The following is a 24,392-nucleotide window of genomic DNA, read 5'->3' on the forward strand; positions in this document are numbered from 1 at the left end:
CTGCCGAGACCACCGTCCCCGGGAGACCGTCCGAGCTCGGGAATCAGTGGCCTCCCCAAGCGCTCGTGGCCCGTGGCGGGATCACCGCCGGTACGTCTCACCGTCCCGCCTTCCCGTTCAGGACCCCGCCGCCGACGAGGCCTCGGGCTGGGCGGCTCGGCGTCTCACGGCTTACCGTGCACGAGCTCGTCAGTCGATCGGGTGCGCGTCCCGCAGCCCTCTGACCAGATCGCGGCCATCCGCCGTAAATCGAAAGGTCACGTCACCAGCAACAATCCCTCTGCCGCAGTCATCGCCGTGCTTCACTACCGCCTCGATCATCCGGTCGTGAATGAGGCACCAGAGATCCAGCTCACGCCCTCGAGGCAGGACGAAGTACGGTCCATCAGTGAAGGTGTCGATGTCGCCCTGATCGACGCCGAACACCGTCAACACCCGTTGCTCGTAGTCCCCATAGCGAGAGTTCAAGAGCCCGAGGTTCGACTTGTACTGCCTGAGCGATTTCCTGTCGATCTGACCTGCCTTCTCAAGGTCATGGCAGTAGCCGCACAGGGGTACCAAGTTATGAAACTCGTGCATCCGAACCTTCGCCCATGGCTCGATATGGGTAATCTGCACCGGACTGCGACGACAAGTCGGGATGGCGCAGCGGTGCCCTGCTTCGACAAGGACAGCTCGGAGTTGCACGAGTTCGGGATTCCGTAGTCGAGGGCCCATCAAGCGACGCCAAAGATCAGAAGTCATCCCGTATGCCCCTGATCGCACGACAGGTCAGCTTTATGGATCTTGAATTGGTCGCCCCGGAGTGTAGGGTGGATCCACGTGGATTTCAGCAGGCCCGGGGGGGGGCTCGTGCGGCCTGTATCGCAACTCATGCGAGTGTTGACGCTCGCCGTGCAACTATCGCTCAGATGCGCACGATCCCCCTCGGCTTGGGTGAAATCAAAGGAAGCCGTCTGCCTGTCTTTGAGGTTGGCCCCATGCGGGCGGTGCCTATTCATATGACTAGGAGGGGGACCCTGCGCGATGGTTGGGTGCCCATCTCTATTTCTGTGCGATGAACCAACCGGCAATCTCGATACCTCAACTGCCGCGCTCCGTCAGTTCGACGATCTGGTTGCTCCGGGAAGACGGAAGCGCGTTCAGCACCGGTCTCTTCCGGACGACTTCCAACTTTCGAGGTTCGGCGCGAAACGCGGAGACCACCGCCCGATGGGCGTCTCGCGGAGCGGTTCGATGCGGATGCTCGCCAGTGCCGCCTCCAGAGCGAGGGCGGTTCGGTCCTGCCGCGCCAGCCACTCCGCGAGTGTGTCGAGGGCGTGCAGACGCAGTTGGCGCAGCCGTTCGTGTCCTTCACCACTGGTACATGTACTGGTGCCACGTGCCGTGCCAGCCGGTGCCGTAATACGTCGATGTGTCGGAGTCGAACAGCACCACGTGGCCGCCCCAGTACACGCTCTCGTCGAGCTGGAAGACAGCCCACCATCCGGTGTTCGGCGTCGGCGTGTAGCTTGTGCGAACCGCCTTGGACTTGAACCAGGACCACATGTTCCGTGCTCGGATGGGCCGGCGGGCGTATGTGTAGCACCGGGCTTTGATATGAGGGTTGGGGTCGGAGAGTTCCGTGTACCCGGCGCGGATGAACGCGTCCGAGAGGAAGTGGGCGCAGTTGTTGGTGAAGGCATCGCCGGCGATGCAGCTGTTCGTCCAGCAACTTCCGACGGTGGAGAGGGACGGGGCAAGCACCTGGGGTTGGCCTGCCTGTGCCGGTCCCATGCCCGCTGCAGCGTAGCGCGGTGCGCCCGGCACGTCGATGGCCGGTGGAGGAGCCAGGTGCTCCATCGCTTCGGCGTCCGTGGGTCCGGCCGACCTGCCGGCTGGCCTCGGCTCTCCCGGCATTCTGGGGCTCGTCGGCGGTGCGATGTTCTCCATGGCGACCATGAAGGCGTCCTGCGGTTCGCCGGCGTGCATCCGGGCCAGGCGGAATGACGTGGCACCCTCCCGCACATACACCCTGATCCGGTTCTCGCCGATGGTCTCCCGGTCCATGATGTCGGACTTGGCGAAGGAATACACACAGTCGCTGGACTCAACGATCAGGATGTTTCCCGGGATGTTTCCGTCATCGCGGCTATAGCCCTCGAAGGAGACGGTGGAGTCGCGTTTCGACGCCCGCTCCATGAGCGAACTCAGGTCGTTCTGTTGACCTTTCATGATGTTCTCGGCCATGACGTTCGCCTCCTGTGTGCGGGCGTGCGGCCGTGGGCATCCCCTCTTTCAGCGTGCACCCTGGGGCCCCGCTTGCGCCACTCCTGGCGGTGTGCGCAGCGTGCCCGACCGCGTCGGCGAAAGCAGTCACGGTCACTTCACCGGACGCCGTTCCCGGTGGCGAGGCGCGCGGCTGCTGCGAGGATCGCGTCCTCGCGGGGCCGCGCTTGGCCTCAGGGGAGCGGGTGCGTACAGCCGACGCCCACAGAGCGCCCCGTGGGAGTTTCGGCGTAAATGCGACCCCTTCCCGCAGAAGGCGAGCGAGAGGCATCTGGCGGGCGAAAGCCCAGGTCAGGCGCCTCCTTTCGTGCCTCTGGAAGGAGCCGAGCGGTGATCTCTTGGCTACAGCTCATGCCGAGCTGTGTGGTCGTCACGTTCTGGGTCTCGTTTTCCACGCGCAGGACCGTGTCGGCCAGGATGCGGGCGTCGCCGCTGACGGAGTCGTCGAGGGCGATCGCGTGCCTGCAGCGGACGACCACCGCACGGCGTGTGCCTCGGTGGCGTCCGGCCACAGCGTCCCGGCGAGACGTTCCGGCTGAACCACGAGCGCAGTCCGACGATGGCCGGCAGCCGTTGCGCGGCGCCGCACGGAGGGACGGCTTCGGTGCCGTACAGCAGCCGGAACGGGCCGAGCAGGCCGAGACGGGAGGAGAGCCGTTCCGGGCGGTACATCGTCCCTCTCCAAGAGTCGGAGGGGGCGACGTGGAGCCGTGGCCGCCCGTCTCCTCCAATCCTAGGAATCCGGAGCCCGGCCCGCTCGTCGTACCGCCACCGCCAAGGGCATCGCCACGGCCAGCGCCACCGCCAAGGTCACCGCCGTCGCCACCGCCATCGGCACCGTCACGCGGACACGAAGCGGAACTCTGGCCCATAGGTTTTGCCGCTTCCGTCGGGGAGCGGGATGGCCATGAGGTCTTGCGCGGGTATCTGCAGCCCGAACATCGCGACGACGGCTTCGTTCAGGGTGTCCAGTGCCTGGGAGCCATCGTCCTCCTTCCAGGCGTCCTGCAGGAGGCCTAGCAGCTTGCTGAAGGCGCGATTGAACTCGTCGAGGAGCTGTACCGTCGCGGGGGCGGGTGCGGAGGGTCCCGTCCGCGGCCAGCCGCCGGCGGGCACGACGCCCATGGGCAGGGCGTGGGGCATCGGCACCTCCGGGCCCTGGAAGTCCCACTTGTTGGGGTAGCCAGGCGGGTGCACCAGCTTGCGCCCGTGCTGGATCTCCAGGAACGCGAAGTAGTGGGCGAGCTCGCCCTGCGTGCCCGGGAACGGGTTCTCGGGCGACGCCGACGTGCCTTCGCCCTGCTCCTTGATCACCTCGATGGCCGACTCGACCTTGGCGAGCGAGGTGAGGGCCACCAGGCTGTTCCCCGCCCCGTGGCTGGACATGTCCATCTCGATCTGCCGGGCGCCGATGATCAGCTCCGGGCTCGCACGCAGGGCTTCCAGGATCGCGGTGTAGAAGGCGCCGATCGAGGTGTGCGGCGTCTCCTGGCGTTCCGTCACCGGGTCGTCGGGCTTCTCGATCTCCGCGTACATCGTCACCGACTCCTTGGTCAGCCCGCTGAGGGAGACGGTGAGTTTCGGCCGGACGCCGCCGGGCAGCGGACCGGGGTACGTGGGCACCAGTGCTGCGTCGGCGAGCTGGGGAGTCCCGCCGATCGTGGTGAGCAGATTGCACGCCAGGCCCAGGTGCGACATCTCGTCGAAGATGATTGTCCTCAGCGTGTCGAATACCTGGCCGTCCCCGCTGTCGTCGATGGACCACTTGCCGCAGAGGTATGGGGGGAGAGTGGCGAGTTCCAGCAGGATGGCCTGCTGCGCCGCGTCCCTTACCCACGGGACGTCCCGCCGCTCGGCGGGCTGCCGCATCAACTCGACTATCCGCTGATTCCGGCTCGTGGCGTGGAGAATCGCGTCCATGTCCGGCCTCCTTCCGAACGAGTACCCCCACTCTTCAGCGGCGTCCGCGCCCACCGTCACTCCGCCGTCAACGCCTCCACGGCGCGTGGCACCCTCCGTGCGAACCCGAGGGACGGCTCGACCCTGAACTCCGCGTGCAGCAGGCGACGGTACGCACCGTGGTGCCGGAGCGGTTCGACCAGACCGCCCTCGGCGAGGTGCGCCGCGACCACCGTCCTGCGGGTCCTCCCGGAGCGGTTCTCGTGTGGATGCTCGCATCGCGGCTTCCAGGGCGAGCGCGGGCATGCCCCGCCGGGCCAGCCCCTGCGACAGCCTGTCGAGCGTCTGCAGACGCAACTGGCGCAGCCGCTGCCGTTCCAGGACGACCCGGTCGTCGTCCCAGTCGGGCAGGAGGTCGCCACGGTCCAGAAGCCCCATCAGGACGGGGCGTCGAGGGACTCCGGGGCCCCGGAGGATGCCGAGCGCGGTCGTCGCCGGCGCGTGGGCGTCGACCAGGACGTCGCCGGCGATCACGAGAGACTCCCGCGTGCAGCGGATGAGTCCCTGCCCATCCCGGGGCATCTTCCACAGCGCCGTCCGCAGACTGCCGCGCGCGTGCGCCTCGGACGCCTCCGGCCACAGCGTCCCGGCGACCCCCTGCAGACCCTGGCCGCCGCAGGCCGACGAAGGCGAGCAGACGCTGGGCGTTGCCGGGCAGCGCGACGGCCTTACCGTCGACCGACAGCCGGAACCGCCCGAGCAGCCGGAGTCCGAACCGCCGGTGGGTGAAGCGGGGGAGGGGTTCATGCGTCTTGTGGGGAGTCTCTTCCGCACCCACCCATCGTAGGACGGGGTTCCGGCCCGTGCCCCCTCGGCGCTGCCCTGTGGCTTGCGATCTCGGCCACCTGACGCAGCCACTTTTGGTACGCCTCGTCGAGGACGCTCAGAAGAAGCCGAGCTTCTTCGGCAGTAGGACACCAGCAGGTTCTTCGTCTGCTGGTGGTACAGCACCCGCACCCATGCTGACCTGGTGAAATGGCGGCAGGCGTGGCTCTCTGGTGGGGGCTGGTCCGGAATTGGTCCGGATCTTGGTCCTGCTGGTCCCTGGCGGAGAAGCTGGCGTGAGATGGGAGTTCTGGGAGTGATCCATCTGCTGCACGTCTGCTGCGTTCGCCAGCTGGGACCGAAGCTGTGGTCGTCCTACCGCCAAGGTGCCTGGGCGCGCTGTGCCTGTTGTTGTGCGGAGGCGGCGTCTGCGCGTGCCATGAACAGGAGGTGAGGGAGCCGCCCGGCTGCTTGGGTGTTCCACCAGCAGTGGGCGTCGGGCGAGAACGCGCCCTTGGGGACGTTGTCAATGGCTTCTTGGTACACGGTGGGCGAGTCGTGCCATTCGGTGTCGCCGATCACTCGCAGGGAGTGGCGCGAGAGACCGTCGAGGAGGGTGAAGAGCCGGGGGACTGCCGTCAGGCGGTGTCGGCTGGGGCCGGCTTGGCGGGCACCGCCTGGATATTGGGCCCAGAGGAGGTACTGCGCCGGCCACGGCAGATCGATCCCCTCGCGTCCGTCATAGGCCACGACCACCGGGTCGGCCGTGGAAGCGGCTATGCCGGTCACCATTCCGCGGCCCGCATGGTGCAGTTGATCGGCCAGCCTGACCATCCACGGTTCATCCTGTAGGTCGCCGCTTGATCGCCTGCTCCAGGGCGTCGTATGCGCGCGCCCATCGTGCCGGGTCCCTTTGACGGACATCGAGCTACGGCTGGAGAACGTGCGGTCGACGGCGAATCTCTTCGGGCTGCCGATGTTCTACCAGTACGGAGTGGGGTCGGCCGGGTTCGGAGCCTGGCGCGAGCTGGCCGTGCACACCATGACCACCCATTGGGTCCTCGGAAACGAGTACGAGGGCTTTCCGCTGATGTACCACTGGCGGGTCCTGCCCGACTCCCCTCCAGAGAGGTTCGCCGACGAGTTCGGGGGCATCGACGGAGCGGTCGCGCACTGGGAGGACTCACAGGCCGTGCGCGAGCGGCTGGAGGCCATCGGCCGATCCTCCCACAGTCTGGTTCTCTTCCTGGAACACGTGCCACAGACCCTCGCCACGTGGCTGGCTGACCAGCGAGAATCCGGCCCGCGGAGTGGGGACGGCTCGCCCTACCCATGGGTGGAGGAAGCTCTGGCACGCGGGACCGCCTTCATGAGCTCTCAGGGGCTCGTCCACTTCGACGCCCACTTCCGCAACATCCTGACTGACGGACGACGGCTCTACTTCGCGGACTTCGGACTCGCCCTGAGCTCCAGCTTTCAACTCGCTGCAGATGAGGTCGAGTTCCTCTCTCAGCACCTCGCCTACGACCGCTGCTACACCCCGAGCCACCTGCTCCGCCACCACTTGCCCGACGGAATACGCGTCGACACGGACCACGAGGCGTTCCTCCGTGAATGGATCGCGGGCCGAAAGCCCGATGGCGTTACGCCTGAGATCGCCGCGATCATCGAACGAAACGCTCGGACTGCCGTCGTCCTGGACGCGTTTCACCGCCGTCTTCTCACGGAGAGCAAGCGGACGCCGTTTCCGGCCTTCGAGATCGAGCGAGCCCTGAGCACTGCGGCTCCGGCGCCCCGCTGAGGCCTGACCCCCTATGAGATCGGGCATCAGGCGGTCTCGGGGCCTGCAGTCCGACGGGCGCCGAGACGGCATCGCAGTTCAAGGTTCTCGTCTGTGCGGTTTCGAGGGCTTGCCGCCGGGCGGGGCGTGCTCGGCGACGCCGCGTACGAAGCGTCGGCGGCGGTGGCCCTGGTCGGCATCGCGCTGAACGACGACGATCGCGAGTTCATCGAGCACTGCTGCATCGAGGTAGGTATGAGGGCCGCGGCCGGGAGCCAGTTGCTTGGGCTCGCCGGTCTGTGCCTGGGCCACACGGCCCGCAGGTTCGGGCGCCTCAGCGAGCGAGCGGCGCATGTCAGGGGGCTGGAAGGCCGCGCAAGTGGGGAAGGGGCTGTTCGACCCGCGGCCCAAGCGTCCGTGGGACGACGAGGGAGGACACATCCATGGCACAGGCCCACCAGCCGACCGGCACCGACTCCGGGGCCCGTTCACCGGAAACGTGCCCGGACACCCAGCGGGCTCCGCGTCCCCGTGGCCGCCGCTCCGTCTGATCGAGCAGTCCATGGAGGAACGGGATTGCGTCAGTCGGGGTGCCACCCCCTCAGCCGGACCGGACTCGGGCCGGAAATAGACCGGAAGAGCTGGTCAAGAGTGGGATGACAGTGGGGGCAACTGGGAGTTGCACCGCATGACCCTTCTCGCGCTGGCCGACGCGACCGATGGGCGCCTGCCTGGGCAAAATCCAAGGTCAGGCGTCCTTTTGTGCCCCTAGGGGGTGTCTTGTCGATCAGGCCGGGCTCGCGGCGTGATCGACAAGACACCCCCTAGAAGGACCCGAGCTTCTTCGGCGAGTACGACACGAGAAGATTCTTGGCCTGCTGGCGGTACGGCATCGGCAGGTGTCTGATCAGCGGAAGCGATGGTCACCGGGCATGAAGTCAGCCAGGTGGTCCGGGAATGGTCCGGCGTCCGGTCGCGGCAGGGTGATTCCCGCCGATGCCTTGGTGGTCGGCCTGCTCCGCGACGGCTCGGCGGGCGGAGTCGGTGAATTCGCGCTCGATCGCCTCCTGTAGGAGGAGCAACTGCGTGCGCACGGCGGGGTGCTGCGATGGCGGCAGGGCGTCGAGCAGGCCGTCGAGCATGGCCCGGAGCCTCCGGCAGATCTGTACGGACGAACCGCCGTATTCACGGATCTCGCAGACGGCGAGCTCGAGGTAGTTGTCCCAGTCCCGGCCCGGGAGCACGAGCCGCGCGTCCCCGTCACGATCGGCCAGGACGTAACGTCCGGGCAGCCGCGTGTTGCCGACCGTGTGCAGGAACCACTCGATGTAGTTGATGACCTGCACCGCGGTCGTGGGGTCGTTCACCGCGGGAGAGAGGGCCCTGATCGCGACGTCGACGAGGACTCTGAGCGCGAAGGCGGGGTCCTGTTCGATCGTACGCTCGGCTCCGAGGGCGACATGACGGTTCACCCGCTCCGGGTCGGGTCTGGACGTGCCTCCATGAACCTCCACCAGCACGGTTCCGGGCGGTACGAAGTCCCCGATCAGCCGGGTCACGACGAAGACGCACTCGTGGCGGGCCGCCTCCGCGATCAGACCGGGCACGTCGAAGGCCTGGATGGCTCCGCCTCGCCCGGTACGGATCTGCAGCACCGAACCGTCGGACGGTACGGCTCCGTCTCCGCGGGGCGCGGCACCGCGGATCGCCGCGGCGCCGTCGGTGAAGACGGTCTCTCCCATGCGGGCGACCAGCTCCGCGATGGCCACCGGTCGGAGGCTGTGGGTGAACCGGTTGAGGTAGATGAGCAGGAGTATCAGGCTCACGGCCACCGCCGCGCCGGCCAGGGTGACCCCGAGGTCGGGGACCGATGCGGATTCGACGCTCCGCAGCAGGGAGAAGGCGAACGCGAACGTCCCCGTGAAGGTCGCCAGAACCGCTTTCTGCAGCCGGTCCCGGTACCACAGGCGCATGTACCGGGGGGAGAGGGTTCCCGTGGCCTGCTGCACCACCAGCACGCCGATGGTGACGACGAAGCCGAGCAGCGCCACCATCGCGCCCACGATGGCGGTGAGCACGCCGCTCGCGGTCGTGGCGGAGTAGTGCCAGCCGCTCGGCGGCCAGTCCGCGCTGTCGACGGCGAGGGCGGCCTCGGCGAGAAGGGCGCCGAGGACGAGACCGATCATCGGCACGATCCACAGGCTGGCCTTGACGTACTGCCGCAACCTGAACCTGTCCGCCCAGGACGTCATGACACCCATGCCAAGGCCCTTCGCGGGAGGAGGAGGTGCGCTCGAGGCACGACCGACGCCGGGTTCCCTCGACGGGTTCCCTCCCTCTCACGGTAGGGCGATTCCCGGCCCCGCGCGCAGCGGACACGGAAAGCCGTAGACCCGCTTGCACCGTTCGCAGACGCTGGACTGCGAAAGGACGGGCGGAGCAGTGGCATCCGCCAGACGGGGCACTTCGTCAGCGTCGCCGAACGCTCCAGGCACCATCGATTGAGCGACTCGGTAGCTTCGTGACCAGGTGCCCTCGCACGCGGATGCCCTTAGGCGCCCCTGCGAGGCCGTTCGACGATGGTCCGAGGCGAGGAGAGCAGCGTGTCCCTACCTGTCACTGTGGGAGTGGACGGCTCTGAAGGAAGCACGGCGGCGGTGGACTGGGCCGCCGCCGAGGCGGAGCTGCGCGACGGTGGTCTACGGCTGGTGTACGCCACACGGTGGGCGGAGCATCAGCTGGGGGCGATGAAGGTGTCGCACGAAGACCGTGCCGGCGCGGCGGAGGGCGTGCTCGCCGTTACCGGGCGACACGTCGTTTCTCGGCATCCGGACCTCGCCCTGACCGCCGACGAGATCGAGGACGCCCCCGTCAGCGTGTTGCTCGCCGCCGCCGCCGAGGCGGAGCTGCTCGTCGTGGGCTCTCACGGGTTGGGTAGCGTCCGCGGTTTCATCATCGGTTCCGTGGGACAGGAAGTCGTCGCCGAAGCAGAGCGCCCGGTGGTTCTCGTTCGCCCCGGAAGCGAGCAGGACGGCTCCGCCGCACCCGGGGGGAACAGCCGCCGGAAGGTGGTCCTGGGCCTGGATGTGAACGAGGTCAAGGACGAGGTACTGCACTTCGCGTTCGATTTCGCCGGGCGGCACCACGTCCCGCTGGAGATCGTGCACACGTGGCATGACTCGTTCGTCCACCACTCCAGCGCCGCCGCCGAGGAGGAGAGGGCGTCAGCGCTCGCCGACGCGGTTCGACCCTTCCGGGACGAATTTCCGGCGACGGAGGTGGTGGAGGTGACGGCTTCGGGACGGGCGGCCGAGCATCTCATCGAAGCCGCGTCGGACGCGCGCCTGCTGGTCGTCGGCCGGCGCAGGGCGGCCAGGGGCTCTCATATCGGATCCATCACCCACGCCGTCATCCACCACGCCTCCTGTCCTGTGGCCGTCGTGCCGCACACCTGACAGCCCGGGACACCGGTCATCCAGGGGACGGCACAACGTCCACGTTTCGCTGGCCCCGGGGCAGCGGAGCTGGAACTAGGCTCGTGACGTGGAACCGCCCCAGCGCCGCGCCGAAGGCGCGGGACCGTTCACCACCCGGCTCACCTGGCACCGCCCCGAAGGGGGGACGGTGGTATGGGAGTCGCGGCTCGCGCGCAAGCGGGGGGCCCTGTCCGTCCACGGCCCCGGGGGCACGGTCGCCACGCCCCCGACCGCCGACACCCAGGCCCTGGACCGACTTCGCAGGCTCAATTCCGTCGCGTCGGTGGCGTTCTTCCTCGGCGGAATCCTCTTCGCTCTCGGCGCCGGGGTCGCCCAGTTCGGTTCGGGCGACCCGGTCGAGAGCGCCTCGATCTACTTCGTGGGCGGGCTGTTCTTCAACACCGGGGGCTACACCTCGCTCCTGCAGGTCCTGAACGCGCCTCGTCACTCCCCAGGCAGCGGCGCACTGACCACGGCCGGCTGGCGGTGGTGGGGGTACGAACCGATGCGTCTGGACTGGCTCAGCGCGTTCGTGCTGTTCACCGGGACGCTTGTGTTCGGAGTCAACCTGCTCGACTCCTTCCTGCAGGGACTCTCCGTCGAGCAGACCAACCGGCTGATCTGGACTCCCGACGTGATCGGATGCGTGCTCTTCCTGGTCTCGGGTCACCTTGCGTTCGCCGAGATCTGCCATCGCTCCCGCCCCTGCCTCCGCTCGCGCAGCCTCGGCTGGTGGGTGGTCGCGGTGAATCAGTTCGGGTCGATTCTCTTCATGGTCTCCGCCTTGGCCGCCTTCACCCGGCCCGCCACCCAGAGCCCGGTCAACGCCGACATCGCCAACTGGGGGACGTTGTGCGGTGCGCTTTGCTTCTCGCTCGGTGGTGCACTGCAGGCCTTCGAACGACCCTAGGTTCTGAGCCGCGGCCCTTCGGCGCGGGTGGTGACCGGCGTGCCCTTGCGGTCGATCCGGTCACGGAAGTGGCCGAAGATGATGCCACCGAGCTGTCGGGACGGGAAGCCGACCCAGAAGGTCGCGAAGGAGGCGAGCACGCCCCGCGGCCGGCGACACCCCATCACGTGTTCGAGCTCTTGGCGAGGAACCAGAAGGCAGCCAGGGAGATGGGGACGCCGATGAGCGCGCTGAACACCAGGACCTTGCGATAGGCGGGCTTCCGCAGGAGGTCCCGCAATCGGTCGGCCTCCACGGACTCCACGGGCTCTTCGGAGGGGGCCGCGCCGGCTTGCGACACCGTCATGGATTCCGTCCTTCCGGAACTGGGGCACGGAGGTCACGGTTCGGGATCCTCCGGTGCCGAGGAGGACTGGCGTCGCTCCAGGCCGATCCGGGCCGCTCCGACGATGACCTTCGCGATCACACCTACGAGGATGAGATCGGCCACCATCTGGCCCGTGGTCAGCACCCGAGCGGTCTGCGACACCGGCACGATGTCGCCGAAGCCGACGGTGGCGAAGACGGTCACCGTGAAGTAGAGAGCGTCGTTCCTGCTGAGCGGTTCGGAGAAGGATGGTTCTCCCTGCCCTCGCGCGTAGAGGTAGTAGGTGGCCGAGAACAGCAGCAGAAACAGGGGGACCGCGGTGGACAGGGCTTCCACGGCGCGCAGCCGCGGGTACGGCGATCCGATGATGCTGACGGCTTGAAGGGCCAGCAGCGCGCCGATCGCCATGATCCCCAGGACCAGCACGGTGCCCGTGTGTTGGTCGAGGTCTCTGTCGAGGGGCAGCAGGAAGTAGGCCGTGGTGGCCGCCGTCACCACGACCGCCGAACGCAGGAGGGGCAGGAGCAGGCGAACGCGCCGGGGACGGATCCGGCGGCCCTGTCCGCCTTCCCGCGGTGCGCTCACGGGGACCGAGGCTCCTTCCCAGCGACGAACCCGGCCACGGCGAGCGTCGTTGGCACCGGCCAGGGCTGGGCTTCCATACGGATCTCCTGCAGAGCGGTCCGCGGGTGGCCGCGAGCGGCGGAGCGTCCGTCGCCCGTCCAGCAAAGGCGCTCTCGCCGGGTCTCGCGACCGGAGCGACGCCGCATGTCCTCGTCCGGCGGCCGATGCGTCGTGGCGCCACCGAAGGACTTCGGCCCGATCGCGCTTGAGGATCTTGCCCGTGGCGTTGGTGGGCCGGACATCGAGGAATTCCGCCGGACGGGGTACCTGTAGCCCGCCGTCCGCTCCTTGCGCCGGCCGGTCAGCTCGTCCTTGGACGGCGTCGTTCCCAGAGCGAGCACCAGCATCACGACGTGCCGGGTCGCCGGTGCGGAACCAGCCGTCGCCGTCGTCGCGGAATGGTGCCCGCCACTGGGCGGCCAGCCCGTGCTGTCGGCGGTGAGGGCGAGCTCGGCGAGAAGGGTGCCGAGGACGAGACCGATCATCGGCACGATGCACAGGCCGGCCCTGACGTTTTGCCTCGCAGCCACGTGAATCTGGCTTCCCGAGCCGGCGCAGCGGCGGTCCCCGCCGGCTCGGGCGGCGCCCTCGCCAGGACGGGCAGACACGGTCGGCCTAAGCTGATCGGGTGCCGCTCCGGTCCACTCCGTCCGGGGCGTGACGGCGCCCCGATTGTGGCCGACGGGGGCTGAAAGGGGTCCACCATGGACGACTATCCCCTGATCGAGGACCACGGTCTCATCGGTGATCTGCAGACCGCGGCCCTCGTGACGACCGATGCGACGATCGACTGGTTCTGCTGTCCGCGGTTCGACTCGCCCAGCGTTTTCGGCTCCTTGCTCGACCGGAACAAGGGCGGCCACTTCACCGTGCGGCCTGCCGCGGACACGTACACGACCAAGCAGCTCTATCATCCGGACACCGCCGTCCTGGTGACGCGCTTCATGACCGAGGCCGGGGCGGGGGAGGTCGTGGACTTCATGCCGGTGACCGGAACCACCGCGACCGACCGGCACCGCATCGTCCGCATGCTCCGCTGCGTACGGGGCAGCATGACGTTCGAAGGGGAGATCGCCCCGCGCTTCGACTACGGCCGTAAGCCGCACGAACTGCACATCTCCGAGCGCGGCGCCCTGTTCCGCTCGGAGGACCTGGACCTGGCCGTCCACGCCGTCCGTGAGCCGGAGGACGAGCGGCTGCTGGCCATCCTCCCGGGCGACAACGACGACCTGCGCTTCTCCTTGAGCCTGCGGGCGGGGCAGCAGCGCGGCCTGGTCATGGAATCCGCCCCCGACGGGCCTCCGCGCGAGGTGCGCCTGGAGGAGTTCGAGCGCCTCTTCCACGAGACGGTCCGCTTCTGGCGCTCCTGGCTGGGACAGTCCACCTACTCCGGCCGTTGGCGGGAGGCGGTGGAACGGTCGGCCATCACGCTGAAGCTCATGACCTACGCGCCGACCGGCGCCCTGGTCGCCGCACCCACGGCGGGGCTCCCCGAGCAACTGGGCGGGGAGCGCAACTGGGACTACCGGTTCACCTGGATCCGGGACGCCTCGTTCTCGGTGTACGCCCTGCTGGGGATGGGATTCAAGGAAGAGGCGTCCGCGTTCATCAACTGGCTGCACGCGCGGGTGAAGCAGGAGGTCGGCCAGGAGAACGGTTCCGGGCCGCTGAACATCATGTACCGGGTCGACGGCTCCGCCGACCTGTTCGAGGAGACCCTCGGCCACTGGGAGGGGTACCGCGGCTCCGCTCCGGTCCGCATCGGCAACGGAGCGGCGACGCAGCTCCAGTTGGACATCTACGGCGAGGCCCTCGACAGCATCTACTTCGCGCACGAGCACGGCATGCACCTCGACCGCGGTGGCTGGAAGGCCCTGCACACCCTGCTCGACTGGCTGGTCGACCACTGGGACCAGCCCGGCGAAGGGCTCTGGGAGACGCGCGGGGGCCGGAAGGACTTCACCTACGGTCGCGTGATGTCCTGGGTGGCCTTCGACCGCGCCCTGCGGATCGCCTACGACGACGGCCGTCCCGCGGCCGGCGGACGCTGGGTCGACGCACGGGACGAGATCTACGCGCAGGTGTACGACCGCGGCTGGGACCCGGGGAAGCAGGCCTTCGTCCAGCACTACGGCGACGACGTGCTCGACTCGTCGCTGCTGCGCATGCCGACGGTCGGCTTCATCACCCCCGACGACCCGATGTGGAAGTCCACTCTGGACGCGATGGAAGCCGAACTGGTCAGCGACAGCCTCGTCTACCGCTACAACCCCGAGGCGTCGCCCGACGGGCTGCGCGGCTCCGAGGGAACCTTCTCCCTGTGCACCTTCATGTACGTCGACGCCCTGGCCCGGGCCGGACGCACCGACATGGCCAGGCTGGTGCTGGAGAAGATGCTCACCTACGCCAACCACCTGGGGTTGTACTCCGAGGAGATCGACCTGACGGGACGGCAGTTGGGCAACTTCCCGCAGGCCTTCACCCATCTGGCCCTCATCGACGCCGCGATCACCCTGGACTCGATGCTCCAAGAGCCGCGGCGCGCCGGACCGTAGGCCGCGAGGCCCTCAGAGCGATGCGGCGGTCGTCGCGGGCCCGAGGAGGACGACGGTGTCACCCTCCTGCGGCACGGTCTCCCGTCTCTCCGTTACGGGATCCAGCCGGTGGTCGGCCCGCACCACGAAGAGCGTGTCGTACTCCGGCGGCAGCGGGGCGGCGGCCGGCTGCACCACGAACCGGGCACCCCGTCCGTAGCGTTCCGCGAGGACGTGCCGGACCAGGGAGCGGCCGAAGAGGATGTCGCCGCCGGTGTAGGGAGCGACCACGCCGTGGCTGTCGTGCGGTGGCCCCACCCGGTAGACGGGACCCTCGACGTTGTCCTGCATCACGATCGAGGCGAGCGCGTTGAAGTCGTCGTCGTCGGTGGCCAGGAAGACGGCCGTCACGCCCTCCAGACGAGCCCCGGGGTTGATGGCCGTGGCCAGCAGATCGCCCTTGGCGAGGTCGAGGCCCGCCTGTTTGATCTCCTCGCGTTCTTCGTCGACTCCCGCCCACATCAGCACGTCGAGGCCGGCGGATCTCAGGGCCCTGCCCAGGTCGACCACCCACGGCTCGCCACCCACCAGGAGGACGCGCGTGCCCTCCGCTCTGACGACGCCCAGACGTCTGGCCACCGGGGCCGCCGTCAGCGCGTACAGCAGAACGGTTCCCACGATCACCAGGAAGGTGACGGGAAGGATCTCCGCGGCCCCGGCGACCCCCCGCTGTACCAGGCCGGCGGAGAAGGCCGAGGCCGTCGCTGCCGCGACGATGCCGCGTGGGTCCATCCACCCGACGAAGGCGCGCTCCCCCCGTGAGAGGTCCGTGCGCGCCGCGGCGCCGAAGGCCACGATCGGCCGGACGACCAGGACGAGGATCGCGATCAGTCCGAGCCCGGGGAGGAGTACCGGCACCAGGGACGCCGGGGACACGGTGGAGGAGATGGAGATGAACAGCAGTCCGATGATCAGCTGGACCAGAGTCTCCAGGAAGGGCCGGCGCGAGGGCATGTCGAAGCCGCGGATGTTGGAGACGGCCAGTCCCGCCAGGATGGCGGCGATGAGCCCGGTGTCGTCCCGCACGACGTCACAGCCCGCCGATACGCCGATCACGATGGCGAGCTGTGCCAGCGTTCCGAGGGTCTCGCCGAGTCGCAGGGTGCGCAGGGTGAACCACAGCAGCGCGGTTCCCACGACTCCGCCCACCATCCCGACGGCGAGGCTGAGTGCGAACTGACCCAGCTGGTAACCCCGACCGATGTCGATGTGGTGTGACGAGGCGACCGCGTGGAAGGTGAGGGCGCCGAGGATGGCGCCGATCGGGTCGGTCAGCGTCCCTTCCCAGATCAGGATGCGCCGTACCTTGTCGCTCGGCCGCACGAAGTCGAGGATCGGCCCCACGACCGTGGGGCCGGAGACGACGAGGATCATGCCGAGCATCGCGGCCACGCGCAGGGGCATGTCGAACATCGCCGGTGCCACCGCGCTGGTGACGAAGAAGGTGAGCAGCACGCCGTACACGAGCAGCCTGCCCACGATCCCTCGGGTGTGGTGGGCCAGCTTGCGCAGGTCGAGTCCCAGACCGGCGTCGTAGAGGATCACCGCGACGGACAGCGACACGAGGGCGGAGAAGTCCGGACCCAGCAGTCTGTCCGGGTGGATGACGTCGGTGATCGCGCCGGCGGCGAATCCGACGGGAAGCAGGATGATCAGGGCGGGGACGCGCAGCTTGCTGGCCAGGATCTGCGATCCGGTGGCGAGCACCACCGTCAGGGCGAGTCCGAGAAGGATCTCGTCGTCGGTCACAGCGGCTTCCTTCCTCGGAGTCCGGGCGTGAGGGGCGTCCAGGACGCGTGCGAACGGGCGATCAGAGGTCGGGTGCCGCGTCGTCACCCGTGGTGCCGCTCCCCTTGCGCAGCTCGGCGTCGGTGAGCTCTTCGAGCTCACCGTGGGTGTCGAGCCAGTAGAGGAGGACCACGGCCGGTACGACGAGCACCAGGGCCACCAGGGTGACGATCGCCAGCCACGTCAGCGTGGCGGGCGCGCCCGCGGCGTCGGCCACGGTCAGCGAGGTCGGCAGCAGATAGGGGCGCTGGGCCATACCCCAGGCGACGACGGCCGACGCGACGACGCCGATCGCCGTGACACGCATCCAGGTGCTCGGAGGCCGTAGGAGCATCACCAGGGTGGCGAGGGCGGCTGCTCCGGCCACGACGACGAAGAACAACCCCAGGCCGTGGGTGAGTCCGTGCCACACATAGGGGGCGTCCTCGTGGGTGACGAACGCGGTGACCACCGCCAGCACGGTGAGTACGGCGAGACTGCACAGCGCCCGTCGCCTGAAGTAGTCGACCAGATCGGGCGCGTCGAACCTGCGGGCGTCCCCGGTCAGGAACACCGCGCCGAGGAAGGCCGTGGTCGCGACGGCGACGAGCCCGAACACGAGGGAGGTGGGGCTGGTCCAGATGTCGGCCGAGGCCTCGGTGCCGGGAGCCACGCGTTCCGACGCGACCCCGCCGACGGCGGCACCGAGGAAGAACGGCGTGACGAGCGAGGCCACGGCGAACACGGCGCCGTACAGACGCCGGCCTGCGAGCCGTCGGGTCGGCTTGCGGAAGGCGAATCCGGCGCCACGCAGGACCATGCCCACGACGGCCAGGGCCAGCGGGAGCCACATCGCGGAGAACACGGTCTGGAACAGGACGGGGAAACCGGTCCACATGATGACGAGAACGAAGATCAGCCAGACGTTGTTGACCTCCCATACGGGAGCCATGGCATGGTCGATGAGCCACCGGGGCCGCTGGCCGCGCGCCGTCCCACCGGCCGTCAGGTCCCAGAAGCCGGCCCCGTAGTCGGTACCACCGGCGCAGGCGTACGCGGTCACGGCCAGGAGCAGGACCACGGCGATGAGGTCGGCTGTCACGAGCGGTCACCCCCGGGCCGCCCGGCTCCGTCTCCGCTGGGAGGGGCGTCTCCCACGGGAAGGGGGGCTCGCGGCCCGTAGGGGAGGTCGTCCTCCGGCGGACGGCCCGTCCCTGCGGCGGCCTGCCGGTCGGCGAGGCGCCACCGGGTGCGCATCTTCAGCAGGATGACGAGGAACGAGCCGAAGAGGAACACGTACACCGCCATCACCACACCGAGCATGATCCACAGGCTGGTGGAGCGGGTCGACGTCACCGCCTCGGCGACCCGCATGTTCTGGTACACGATCCAGGGCTGGCGTCCGACCTCGGTGGCGATCCAGCCGCACTCGACGGCCACCACGGAGGCGACGCCCGCGCAGGCCGCCGAGCGGTAGAACCAGGTAGAGGCGGGCAGTCGGCGGTGCCGCAACCAGACGAACCCGTACCAGAGGGCGAGCAGCACCAGCACGGATCCGATCAGGACCATGAGGTCGAAGGCCCAGTGGGCGATGGTCGCCTGTGTGGCCGTGGGGCGTTGGTCCGCCGGGACGGAGGTCAGTCCCACCACCTCGGTGTCCGGGCTGAACCCGGCCAGCACCGAGTCGAGCAAGGGGATCTTGATGCCGCCCGAGACGGTGCCGTTCTCGTTCAGACGTCCGAAGAGGTACTCCGGCACCCTGGTGTCGGTCTTCCAGACGATCTCCATCGCGGCGAACTTCACCGGTTGCTTGTGGAACACCGACCGGGCGATGGAATCGCCGAGGACGAACTGCACCGGGGCGGCGACGGCGGCGATGGTGAACGGAACGGCGAAGCCGAGCCGGTGGTAGTGGTCCCGGCGGCCGCGCAGCCAGCCGACGGCATAGACCCCGGCCACCATGAAGCCCGCGGTGAGGACCATCGCCACGACGAAGTGCCAGTACTGCGGTCCGAACATCGGCGTGAAGATCGCCTTCCAGACGTTCACGTCGACCGGGTTGCCCCCGGAGTCGAGCGAGAAGCCCTGTGGCGTGTTCATCCAGGAGTTGGCGGCCAGGATGCCGAACGCTCCGAGCAGTGCGGCGAACGGCAGGGGCAGGCCCAGGAGGAAGTGCGTCCGCGGCTTCAGCCGCCGCCATCCGTACAGGTAGATGGCGATGAGCACGGCCTCCAGGAAGAAGGCCCAGGCCTCGACGCCGAATCCGATGCCGAAGACATCACCCCACCGCCCCATCAGGCCGGGCCAGAGCAGACCGAACTCGAACGAGAGCACCGTGCCGGTGACGATGCCGAGCGCGAACTGCACCGCCATGACGGCCGACCAGCGTCGTGCCAGGAGCAGTGCCGTGGCGTCCTTGTGGCGCAGCCCGCGGTAGTGCATGACAAGGGTGATGAAGGGGAAGGCGACGCCGAGCGGTACCAGGATGATGTGGGAGGCCAGAGTGAAGGCCATGAGTTCCCGGGCCGGCAGCAGTTGGGCCGGAGCATCCGCCAGCAGGTGGAGCGACGTGGACATGCAAGCCTTCGCTGTTCGTGGACGTGACAGGCCGGGAGACGGTCACCCGCCTGTGGCGAATCCCGGGAAGAGGGTCATGCCGCCGTCGACGTACAGGGTGGTTCCCACCACGTAGTCCATGAGGTCGGAGGCGAGCGCGACGACGGCGTTCGCGATGTCCTCGGGGTCACCGATGCGGTCGTACGGAATGAGCCGCAGGAGGTCCTCCCGCGCTTCCTGCGTCTCCCAGGCGGCGCGGTTGATCGGCGTCCTGATCGCTCCCGGGGCGACCGCGTTCACGCGGATCTTCTCGGGTGCGAGCTCCTGGGCCAGGGTCTGCATCATCATCTGCACGCCGCCCTTGGACGACGCGTAGTTGACGTGGCCCGACCAGGGGATGATCTGGTGCACGGAACTCATGCAGATGATCTTCCCGGCGGAGCGGGACACCTCGGGGACCACGCCCCGGCGCCGGAACTCCTTGGTCGCCTCCCGGGCGCACAGGAACTGACCGGTGAGATTGACGTCGATGACCTTCTGCCACTGAGCGAGCGTCATATCCGTGAGCCGGGCGTCCCGCTGCAGTCCCGCGTTGGCCACGAGAACGTCGATGGTGCCGAACTCCCGGACCATCCGGTCCATCATGGCGACGACCTGGTCCTCCTGGGACACGTCGGCCTCGTACGCCGCGGCGCGGACCCCGAACGAGGCGATCTCCGCGACCACCTCCTCGGCGGCCTCGCGCCCCGCCACGTAGTTCACGACCACGTCGGCACCGGCTCGGCCCAGGCCGATGGCTGTGGCCTTGCCGATGCCCGAATTGGCCCCGGTGACCAGAGCCTTCTGGCCGTGCAGCAAACGCGCCGGGATCACATCCTGCGGTGCCTCCACAGTGGAATCCATTCCCTGCCTCCTCGCTGCGCGGTCGCCTGGGCCCGGGGCCGGGGCGGCCGGGCAGCTCACGCAATCACCCGATGAGGCGGTCGGCATCTCCTCCGCATCGTCTTTGGGCCGTTGAGCCCAGCGTCTTCGTCCGGACGGACCACCTACGGGCCCGGCCGCGCCGATCTCATCCCAGCCGGGCCACGAGGTGATCCCCGACCCGCAGGGCGTTGGCGATGGCCGTCAAGGACGGGTTGACCGCGCCGATGCTAGGGAAGAAGCTCGTGTCGACGACGTACAGGTTGTCGAGGTCGTGCGCCTTGCAGTTCACGTCCAACGCGGAGGCGGCGGGATCGGTGCCGAAGCGAACGGTGCCCGCCTGGTGCGCCGTCGCGCCGATCGGCATGCCCTTGTGCAGGTAGATGCTGCGGGACAGCAGGTGATGCTCGTGCATGCCGAGGTGGCCCAGCATTCCCTGCAGTTTGTGCCTCAACCGCTTCAGGCCTTCGACGTTGTTCTTCTCGTCGAGAGTGAGACGGATACGGGCGTCGCCGTCGAGAGTGACCCGGTTGTCGGGCAGGGGCAGATCCTCACCGCACAGCCAGAAGTCGACGGCGTGATGCGCCAGCACCTCGAACGGCATGTCGGGTGTCACCGCACCGGCCCATCGGGGGGCCTCGCCGTGGATCTGCTCGGCGTCCGACTTGCCCAGCATCTGGATGCCACCCAGTGGGAAGTCCCAGTCGTCGGCGCCGAGGTACCAGTCGTTGACGGCGAGGGTCTTCTGGAACCGGGTGTCATTGGGCTCCTTCGACACCGCCATCAGAGCGAGGTTGTTGTGCCGCATGTAGAACCGGCCGACCACGTCCGAGCTGTTGGCGAGGCCACGGGGATGATGTTCGTTCGCCGAGGCCAGCAGCAGCGCCGCGGAGTTGACCGCCCCGCAGGAGACGACCACCACGTCCGCCGTGTACCGGACCTCGGAACCGTCCGCCAGCCGGCCGACGACCGCGCTGACCCGGCGTCCCCCGTCATCCGTCTCCAGCCGCACCACCTGGGTGTGCGTGACCATCTCGACGTTGGGGTGCTCCAGAGCCGGTTCCACACAGATCACCTCGGCGTCGGACTTCCCGCGCACCAGGCACGGAAAGCCGTCGACCCGGTCGCACCGGATGCATACGCTGGTGTGGGTGGCCCGCCCGCCGTTCTCCTGGATCAGGTTGACGCCGATCGGCAGGTGGAACGGGTGCAGGCCGCGCTTCTCCAGATCGTCGCTCAGCTGCTGGATGCGCGGCTCGTGCTCCACCGGCGGATGGGCGTACTGCGCGCTCACCGGGCCTTCGCCGGGATCCTCGCCGTGCCGTCCGTGGACGAGGTAGAGGTGCTCGGCCTGCGTGTAGTACGGCTCCAGGTCCTCGTACCGGATCGGCCAGGCCGGGGAGATACCGCCGTGATGACGGATCTCGCCGAAGTCCTCCGGACGCAGCCGGAAGAGGGCGGCCCCGTAGAACTTGGTGTTGCCGCCGACGTAGTAGTTGACCTCGGGCGGGAACTCGTCGCCGTTCCTGTCCAGCCAGAACTCCGGCGCACGGTACTTGCCCCTGACGAACACCGCCGTCGAGTCCCAGTTGTCCCGCTCACGCGGAAGGTAGCCGCCGCGTTCGACGAGGAGGACGCGCTTGCCGGACGGGGCGAGCCGATGGGCGAGAGTGCCTCCGCCGGCGCCGGTGCCGATGATGATGACGTCATAGTGAGGGGCGTCGCCCATGGCGACCACCGTCCTTGGAATCATGGCCCCGACCCGATGTCAGGCGCCTGGCGCCCCGAGGGGCGAGGGTCCGGCGGCCCCACCTCTCTCGAAGGTAGCTGCCCTCCTCGTGGACGGCGACCGGAGTGGCGTTCCCTGGCGGGCAAGGCCTTCTCGCGGCACCGCGACGGTCCCCGACGCCAGGCCGTCACAGCACCGCGACCGGGTTCACGGGCGACCCCGTGGCTCCGGTCAGCCGCAGGGGGGCCACCACACAGAGGAAACTCCAGCGCCCGGCCCGAGTGCAGACCGGGACGAGGTCCTCGAACCCCAGGTAGTCCATGAGAGGGACCCCCATGGCGTGGATGGCCAGGACGTGTACGGGGAAGGCGATGTCCTCCACCACGCTGGGCGCGGTGTCGTTGTTGCCGTCTCCGCCCAGGACGGAGACCTCGCGCTCGGCCAGGAACTCCACGGCGGTCGGGTGCAGACCCACCCGCGCCCCGGCCGAGTCCCACGGCCCGAGTTCGGTGCGCCGAAGACGATGCCCCACCCTGACGAACAGCAGGTCGCCCGGTCCGACACGGACTCCCTGCGCGGCCTCGGCGGCCGTCAGGTCGCCCGAGGTCACGACGTCGCCCGGTTCCAGCCAGGGCACGCCACGCAGCCGCGGGATGTCCAGCAGGACACCCCGGCCGACGATGCCGTCGCCGAGCAGGTCGACGGAGAGCCGACCGGCCCCCGCGTCGGTCAGGGTGCTCGCGGGCACCCCGCCGTAGAGTTCCCCGTCGAACACCACATGGCAGAGGGCGTCGAGATGGCTGTCCGCGTCGCCGTGCACGTTCATGGCGAAGCGGTCGGTGGCGAAGTGGAGCGCGTCGGAGCTGAGATCGCGCGGGCTCGGGCCGGTCATGCGGTGCACCGCGGGCTCAGGGTCGTCGGGACCCGGTACGGTCTCGATCGGAGCCGCCATCGACACGGTGCGACCGAGCCGGACCTCCGAGGCGGCCGCCACCACCCGCTCAGGTGTGAGATGGCGGAGCGCACCACACCGGCCGTTCACCGCCGGCGGCGCCGCCCGGCTCCGGAGCCGCTCGTAGAGCGCCCGGAAATCGTGCGCGGTCATGTCGCCCGTCCTCGACGGCTCGACGGACGGTGTCACGCGTACCCCCAGGGAATCAGCCCCCAGCGGAGCACGTGGGTCGCGCCCGGCTGCAGGACGGTGAGGTCCGTGCCGCTCCGGAAGGCGTCCGGTGGACAGGACATCGCCTCCACGGCGACTCCCCGTCGCCGGCGCTCGGGTTCGGCCAGGGTGTCGCCCGTGTACACCTGCACCCAGCGAGTGCCCTCGCCCAGCCACAGATCGACGCCCCGCCGCCCGGAGGGGTGCGCCAGCCGCACGATCGCCCGCCCGTCGGGATCGCGGTCGAGTCCGGTGAAGGCGGTGTCCAGCCGCAGGTCGCCGATGGGGCGGGCGGTGCGGAAGTCGTACGGGGTGCCCTCGACGGGCTCCTGGCCGATCGGCAGGCCCCTGTCGTCGGTACGCAGCAGGGTCCGGGCCGGAACGGTCAGCACGGCGCTGTCGACGAGTTCGGTGCCGACCGTGAGATAGGGATGCTGGCCCACACCGTAAGGCACGGGATCGGTACCGGTGTTGGTGGCCCGGACCGCCGTCCTGAGCCCGTCGGCCCCCAGCCGGTACTCGACACGGACATCGAGGAGGAACGGATATCCGGGCTGGGGACAGAGCGTCGTGCCCAGTATCACCGAGTCAGCGGTGCGGGCGAGCAGTTCCCACAGGGTCCAGCGAAGCAGTCCGTGGATCGCGTTGTCCTTCTCCACCTCGGTCAGGGGGAGTTGCAGATCCCTGCCGTCGAAGCGGTAGCGTCCGCCGCCCACGCGGTTCGGCCAGGGGACGAGCAGTTGCCCGCGCCCGCCCGTGACGGTGGACCCCGTGGAGAACCCGTCGAGCAGGTGTCGGCCGTTCACGACGTAGTCGCGCAGGGCGCCGCCCAGCTGGACCACTTCCGCGCTCTGCTCTTCCCGGACCAACCGCCACGACGCGCCCGTGAGGCTGGGGGACGCGGAAGAACTCTCGCGTACGACGGCGTGGACGGCCCGCTCCGGGCCCGGCCCGTCCGCCTGAACCCCGACACCGTAGTCCCGGCGCATCAGCGACAGCACGGCTGTGACGACGGCCTCCGGAGGCTGGTCGATCTCCACCACCACCGGGTGCTCATCGGGCTCCGGCTCCTGGAGGACCGCGAGCTGGCTGTCCAGCAGGGCCGCCGGGAAGAAATGACCGTGCCGCGAGGCCAGCCGGGACTCCAGCAGCTCGCGCGAGCCGTGCAGGTACACCAGAACAGTGTCGGGCCGCCCTGCCAGCAGCTTGTCCCGGTAGTGACGCTTGAGCGCCGAGCAGGTGACGACGGCCCGCTGACCGGTCGCGGTCGCCCGGTCCATCCACTCCCCGATCGCTTCGAGCCACGGCTCCCGGTCGCTGTCCGTGAGGGCATGGCCGGCAGCCATCTTGGCGCGGTCGGCCTCGGAGTGGAACGCGTCCGCGTCCCGGTACGCCCAACCCAGCCGCTCGGCGAGAAGACGCCCCACCGTCGACTTGCCCGACCCGGCGACGCCGACGACGAGAACCAGTCGCGGCGACTCATCTGTCGTTTCTTCGCGAGCCATGGTCTGACA

Annotated in this window: 18 protein-coding genes and 3 pseudogenes; 4 read left to right on the plus strand and 17 right to left on the minus strand. The window is 68.9% G+C overall.

The features are described 5' to 3' along the window. Window positions 1–189 precede the first annotated feature (189 nt). The 6 genes and pseudogenes from OG514_RS30570 to OG514_RS30595 all read right to left on the minus strand — a co-directional run bounded on the left by OG514_RS30570 (window position 190) and on the right by OG514_RS30595 (window position 5,826). Window positions 190–744 carry an HNH endonuclease signature motif containing protein gene (locus OG514_RS30570; RefSeq protein ID WP_323181640.1) on the minus strand — a complete coding sequence of 185 codons (555 nt, stop codon included), beginning with the start codon at window positions 742–744 and terminating at the stop codon, window positions 190–192. A 438-nt stretch (window positions 745–1,182) separates the two neighbouring features. Further along, a pseudogene (locus OG514_RS30575) lies at window positions 1,183–1,346 on the minus strand (SARP family transcriptional regulator); the annotation flags it as partial. A gap of 7 nt (window positions 1,347–1,353) precedes the next feature. Continuing rightward, window positions 1,354–2,229 (minus strand): hypothetical protein, encoded by an 876-nt coding sequence (locus tag OG514_RS30580; RefSeq protein WP_266901037.1) that lies wholly within the window; start codon window positions 2,227–2,229, stop codon window positions 1,354–1,356. An 879-nt stretch (window positions 2,230–3,108) separates the two neighbouring features. Further along, on the minus strand, window positions 3,109–4,188 hold the full coding sequence (locus OG514_RS30585) for a ferritin-like protein (protein ID WP_266900223.1): 1,080 nt from the start codon (window positions 4,186–4,188) through the stop codon (window positions 3,109–3,111). Window positions 4,189–4,244: 56 nt separating this feature from the next. Beyond that, entirely contained in the window at window positions 4,245–4,400 is a 156-nt protein-coding gene (locus tag OG514_RS30590) for a hypothetical protein (protein WP_266900225.1), read from the minus strand. Window positions 4,401–5,367: 967 nt separating this feature from the next. Next, window positions 5,368–5,826, minus strand: coding sequence for a hypothetical protein (locus OG514_RS30595; RefSeq protein ID WP_266900227.1), 459 nt, complete (start codon window positions 5,824–5,826; stop codon window positions 5,368–5,370). Between the two features lie 70 nt (window positions 5,827–5,896). Between OG514_RS30595 and OG514_RS30600 the strand changes: the two are divergent. Then, window positions 5,897–6,793: pseudogene (locus OG514_RS30600) on the plus strand (protein kinase family protein); the annotation flags it as partial. Between the two features lie 78 nt (window positions 6,794–6,871). Here the strand turns inward: OG514_RS30600 and OG514_RS30605 are convergent. Both OG514_RS30605 and OG514_RS30610 read right to left on the minus strand, forming a co-directional pair. After that, window positions 6,872–7,126: a hypothetical protein gene (locus tag OG514_RS30605; protein ID WP_266900229.1), complete on the minus strand. Its 255-nt coding sequence runs from the start codon at window positions 7,124–7,126 to the stop codon at window positions 6,872–6,874. Window positions 7,127–7,710: 584 nt separating this feature from the next. Then, complete coding sequence (locus tag OG514_RS30610; protein ID WP_266900231.1) at window positions 7,711–9,033, minus strand: DUF2254 domain-containing protein; 1,323 nt, start codon at window positions 9,031–9,033, stop codon at window positions 7,711–7,713. A 318-nt stretch (window positions 9,034–9,351) separates the two neighbouring features. On the opposite strand from OG514_RS30610, the gene OG514_RS30615 reads away from it, so the two are divergent. Continuing rightward, window positions 9,352–10,227: a universal stress protein gene (locus tag OG514_RS30615; protein WP_266900233.1), complete on the plus strand. Its 876-nt coding sequence runs from the start codon at window positions 9,352–9,354 to the stop codon at window positions 10,225–10,227. Between the two features lie 88 nt (window positions 10,228–10,315). Further along, window positions 10,316–11,158, plus strand: a complete 843-nt coding sequence (locus OG514_RS30620; RefSeq protein ID WP_266900235.1) for a hypothetical protein — start codon at window positions 10,316–10,318, stop codon at window positions 11,156–11,158. A 26-nt stretch (window positions 11,159–11,184) separates the two neighbouring features. On the opposite strand, the pseudogene OG514_RS30625 reads toward OG514_RS30620, so the two are convergent. Continuing rightward, a pseudogene (locus tag OG514_RS30625) lies at window positions 11,185–11,504 on the minus strand (hypothetical protein); the annotation flags it as partial. A gap of 33 nt (window positions 11,505–11,537) precedes the next feature. After that, on the minus strand, window positions 11,538–12,110 hold the full coding sequence (locus OG514_RS30630; protein WP_266900237.1) for a potassium channel family protein: 573 nt from the start codon (window positions 12,108–12,110) through the stop codon (window positions 11,538–11,540). A 743-nt stretch (window positions 12,111–12,853) separates the two neighbouring features. Here OG514_RS30630 and OG514_RS30635 point away from each other — a divergent pair. Beyond that, window positions 12,854–14,704, plus strand: coding sequence for a glycoside hydrolase family 15 protein (locus OG514_RS30635; RefSeq protein WP_266900239.1), 1,851 nt, complete (start codon window positions 12,854–12,856; stop codon window positions 14,702–14,704). 12 nt (window positions 14,705–14,716) lie between these two features. Here OG514_RS30635 and OG514_RS30640 read toward each other — a convergent pair whose 3' ends face one another. From OG514_RS30640 to OG514_RS30670, 7 genes are all read right to left on the minus strand, one after another. Continuing rightward, window positions 14,717–16,492, minus strand: coding sequence for a sodium:proton antiporter (locus tag OG514_RS30640; protein ID WP_266900241.1), 1,776 nt, complete (start codon window positions 16,490–16,492; stop codon window positions 14,717–14,719). Window positions 16,493–16,553: 61 nt separating this feature from the next. Further along, window positions 16,554–17,612, minus strand: a complete 1,059-nt coding sequence (locus OG514_RS30645) for a cytochrome d ubiquinol oxidase subunit II (RefSeq protein WP_266900243.1) — start codon at window positions 17,610–17,612, stop codon at window positions 16,554–16,556. Next, window positions 17,609–19,087 carry a cytochrome ubiquinol oxidase subunit I gene (locus OG514_RS30650; RefSeq protein ID WP_266900245.1) on the minus strand — a complete coding sequence of 493 codons (1,479 nt, stop codon included), beginning with the start codon at window positions 19,085–19,087 and terminating at the stop codon, window positions 17,609–17,611. Before OG514_RS30650 ends, OG514_RS30645 begins: the two co-directional genes overlap by 4 nt. 42 nt (window positions 19,088–19,129) lie before the next feature. Further along, window positions 19,130–19,969 (minus strand): SDR family oxidoreductase, encoded by an 840-nt coding sequence (locus tag OG514_RS30655; RefSeq protein WP_266900247.1) that lies wholly within the window; start codon window positions 19,967–19,969, stop codon window positions 19,130–19,132. Window positions 19,970–20,135: 166 nt separating this feature from the next. After that, complete coding sequence (locus tag OG514_RS30660) at window positions 20,136–21,716, minus strand: GMC oxidoreductase (RefSeq protein ID WP_266900249.1); 1,581 nt, start codon at window positions 21,714–21,716, stop codon at window positions 20,136–20,138. A gap of 187 nt (window positions 21,717–21,903) precedes the next feature. After that, window positions 21,904–22,821 (minus strand): cyclase family protein, encoded by a 918-nt coding sequence (locus OG514_RS30665; RefSeq protein WP_266900251.1) that lies wholly within the window; start codon window positions 22,819–22,821, stop codon window positions 21,904–21,906. Between the two features lie 32 nt (window positions 22,822–22,853). Then, on the minus strand, window positions 22,854–24,383 hold the full coding sequence (locus OG514_RS30670; RefSeq protein WP_266900253.1) for a gluconokinase, GntK/IdnK-type: 1,530 nt from the start codon (window positions 24,381–24,383) through the stop codon (window positions 22,854–22,856). Window positions 24,384–24,392: the final 9 nt, after the last annotated feature.

This window comes from Streptomyces sp. NBC_00572 (assembly GCF_026341815.1).
Taxonomy (GTDB): domain Bacteria; phylum Actinomycetota; class Actinomycetes; order Streptomycetales; family Streptomycetaceae; genus Streptomyces.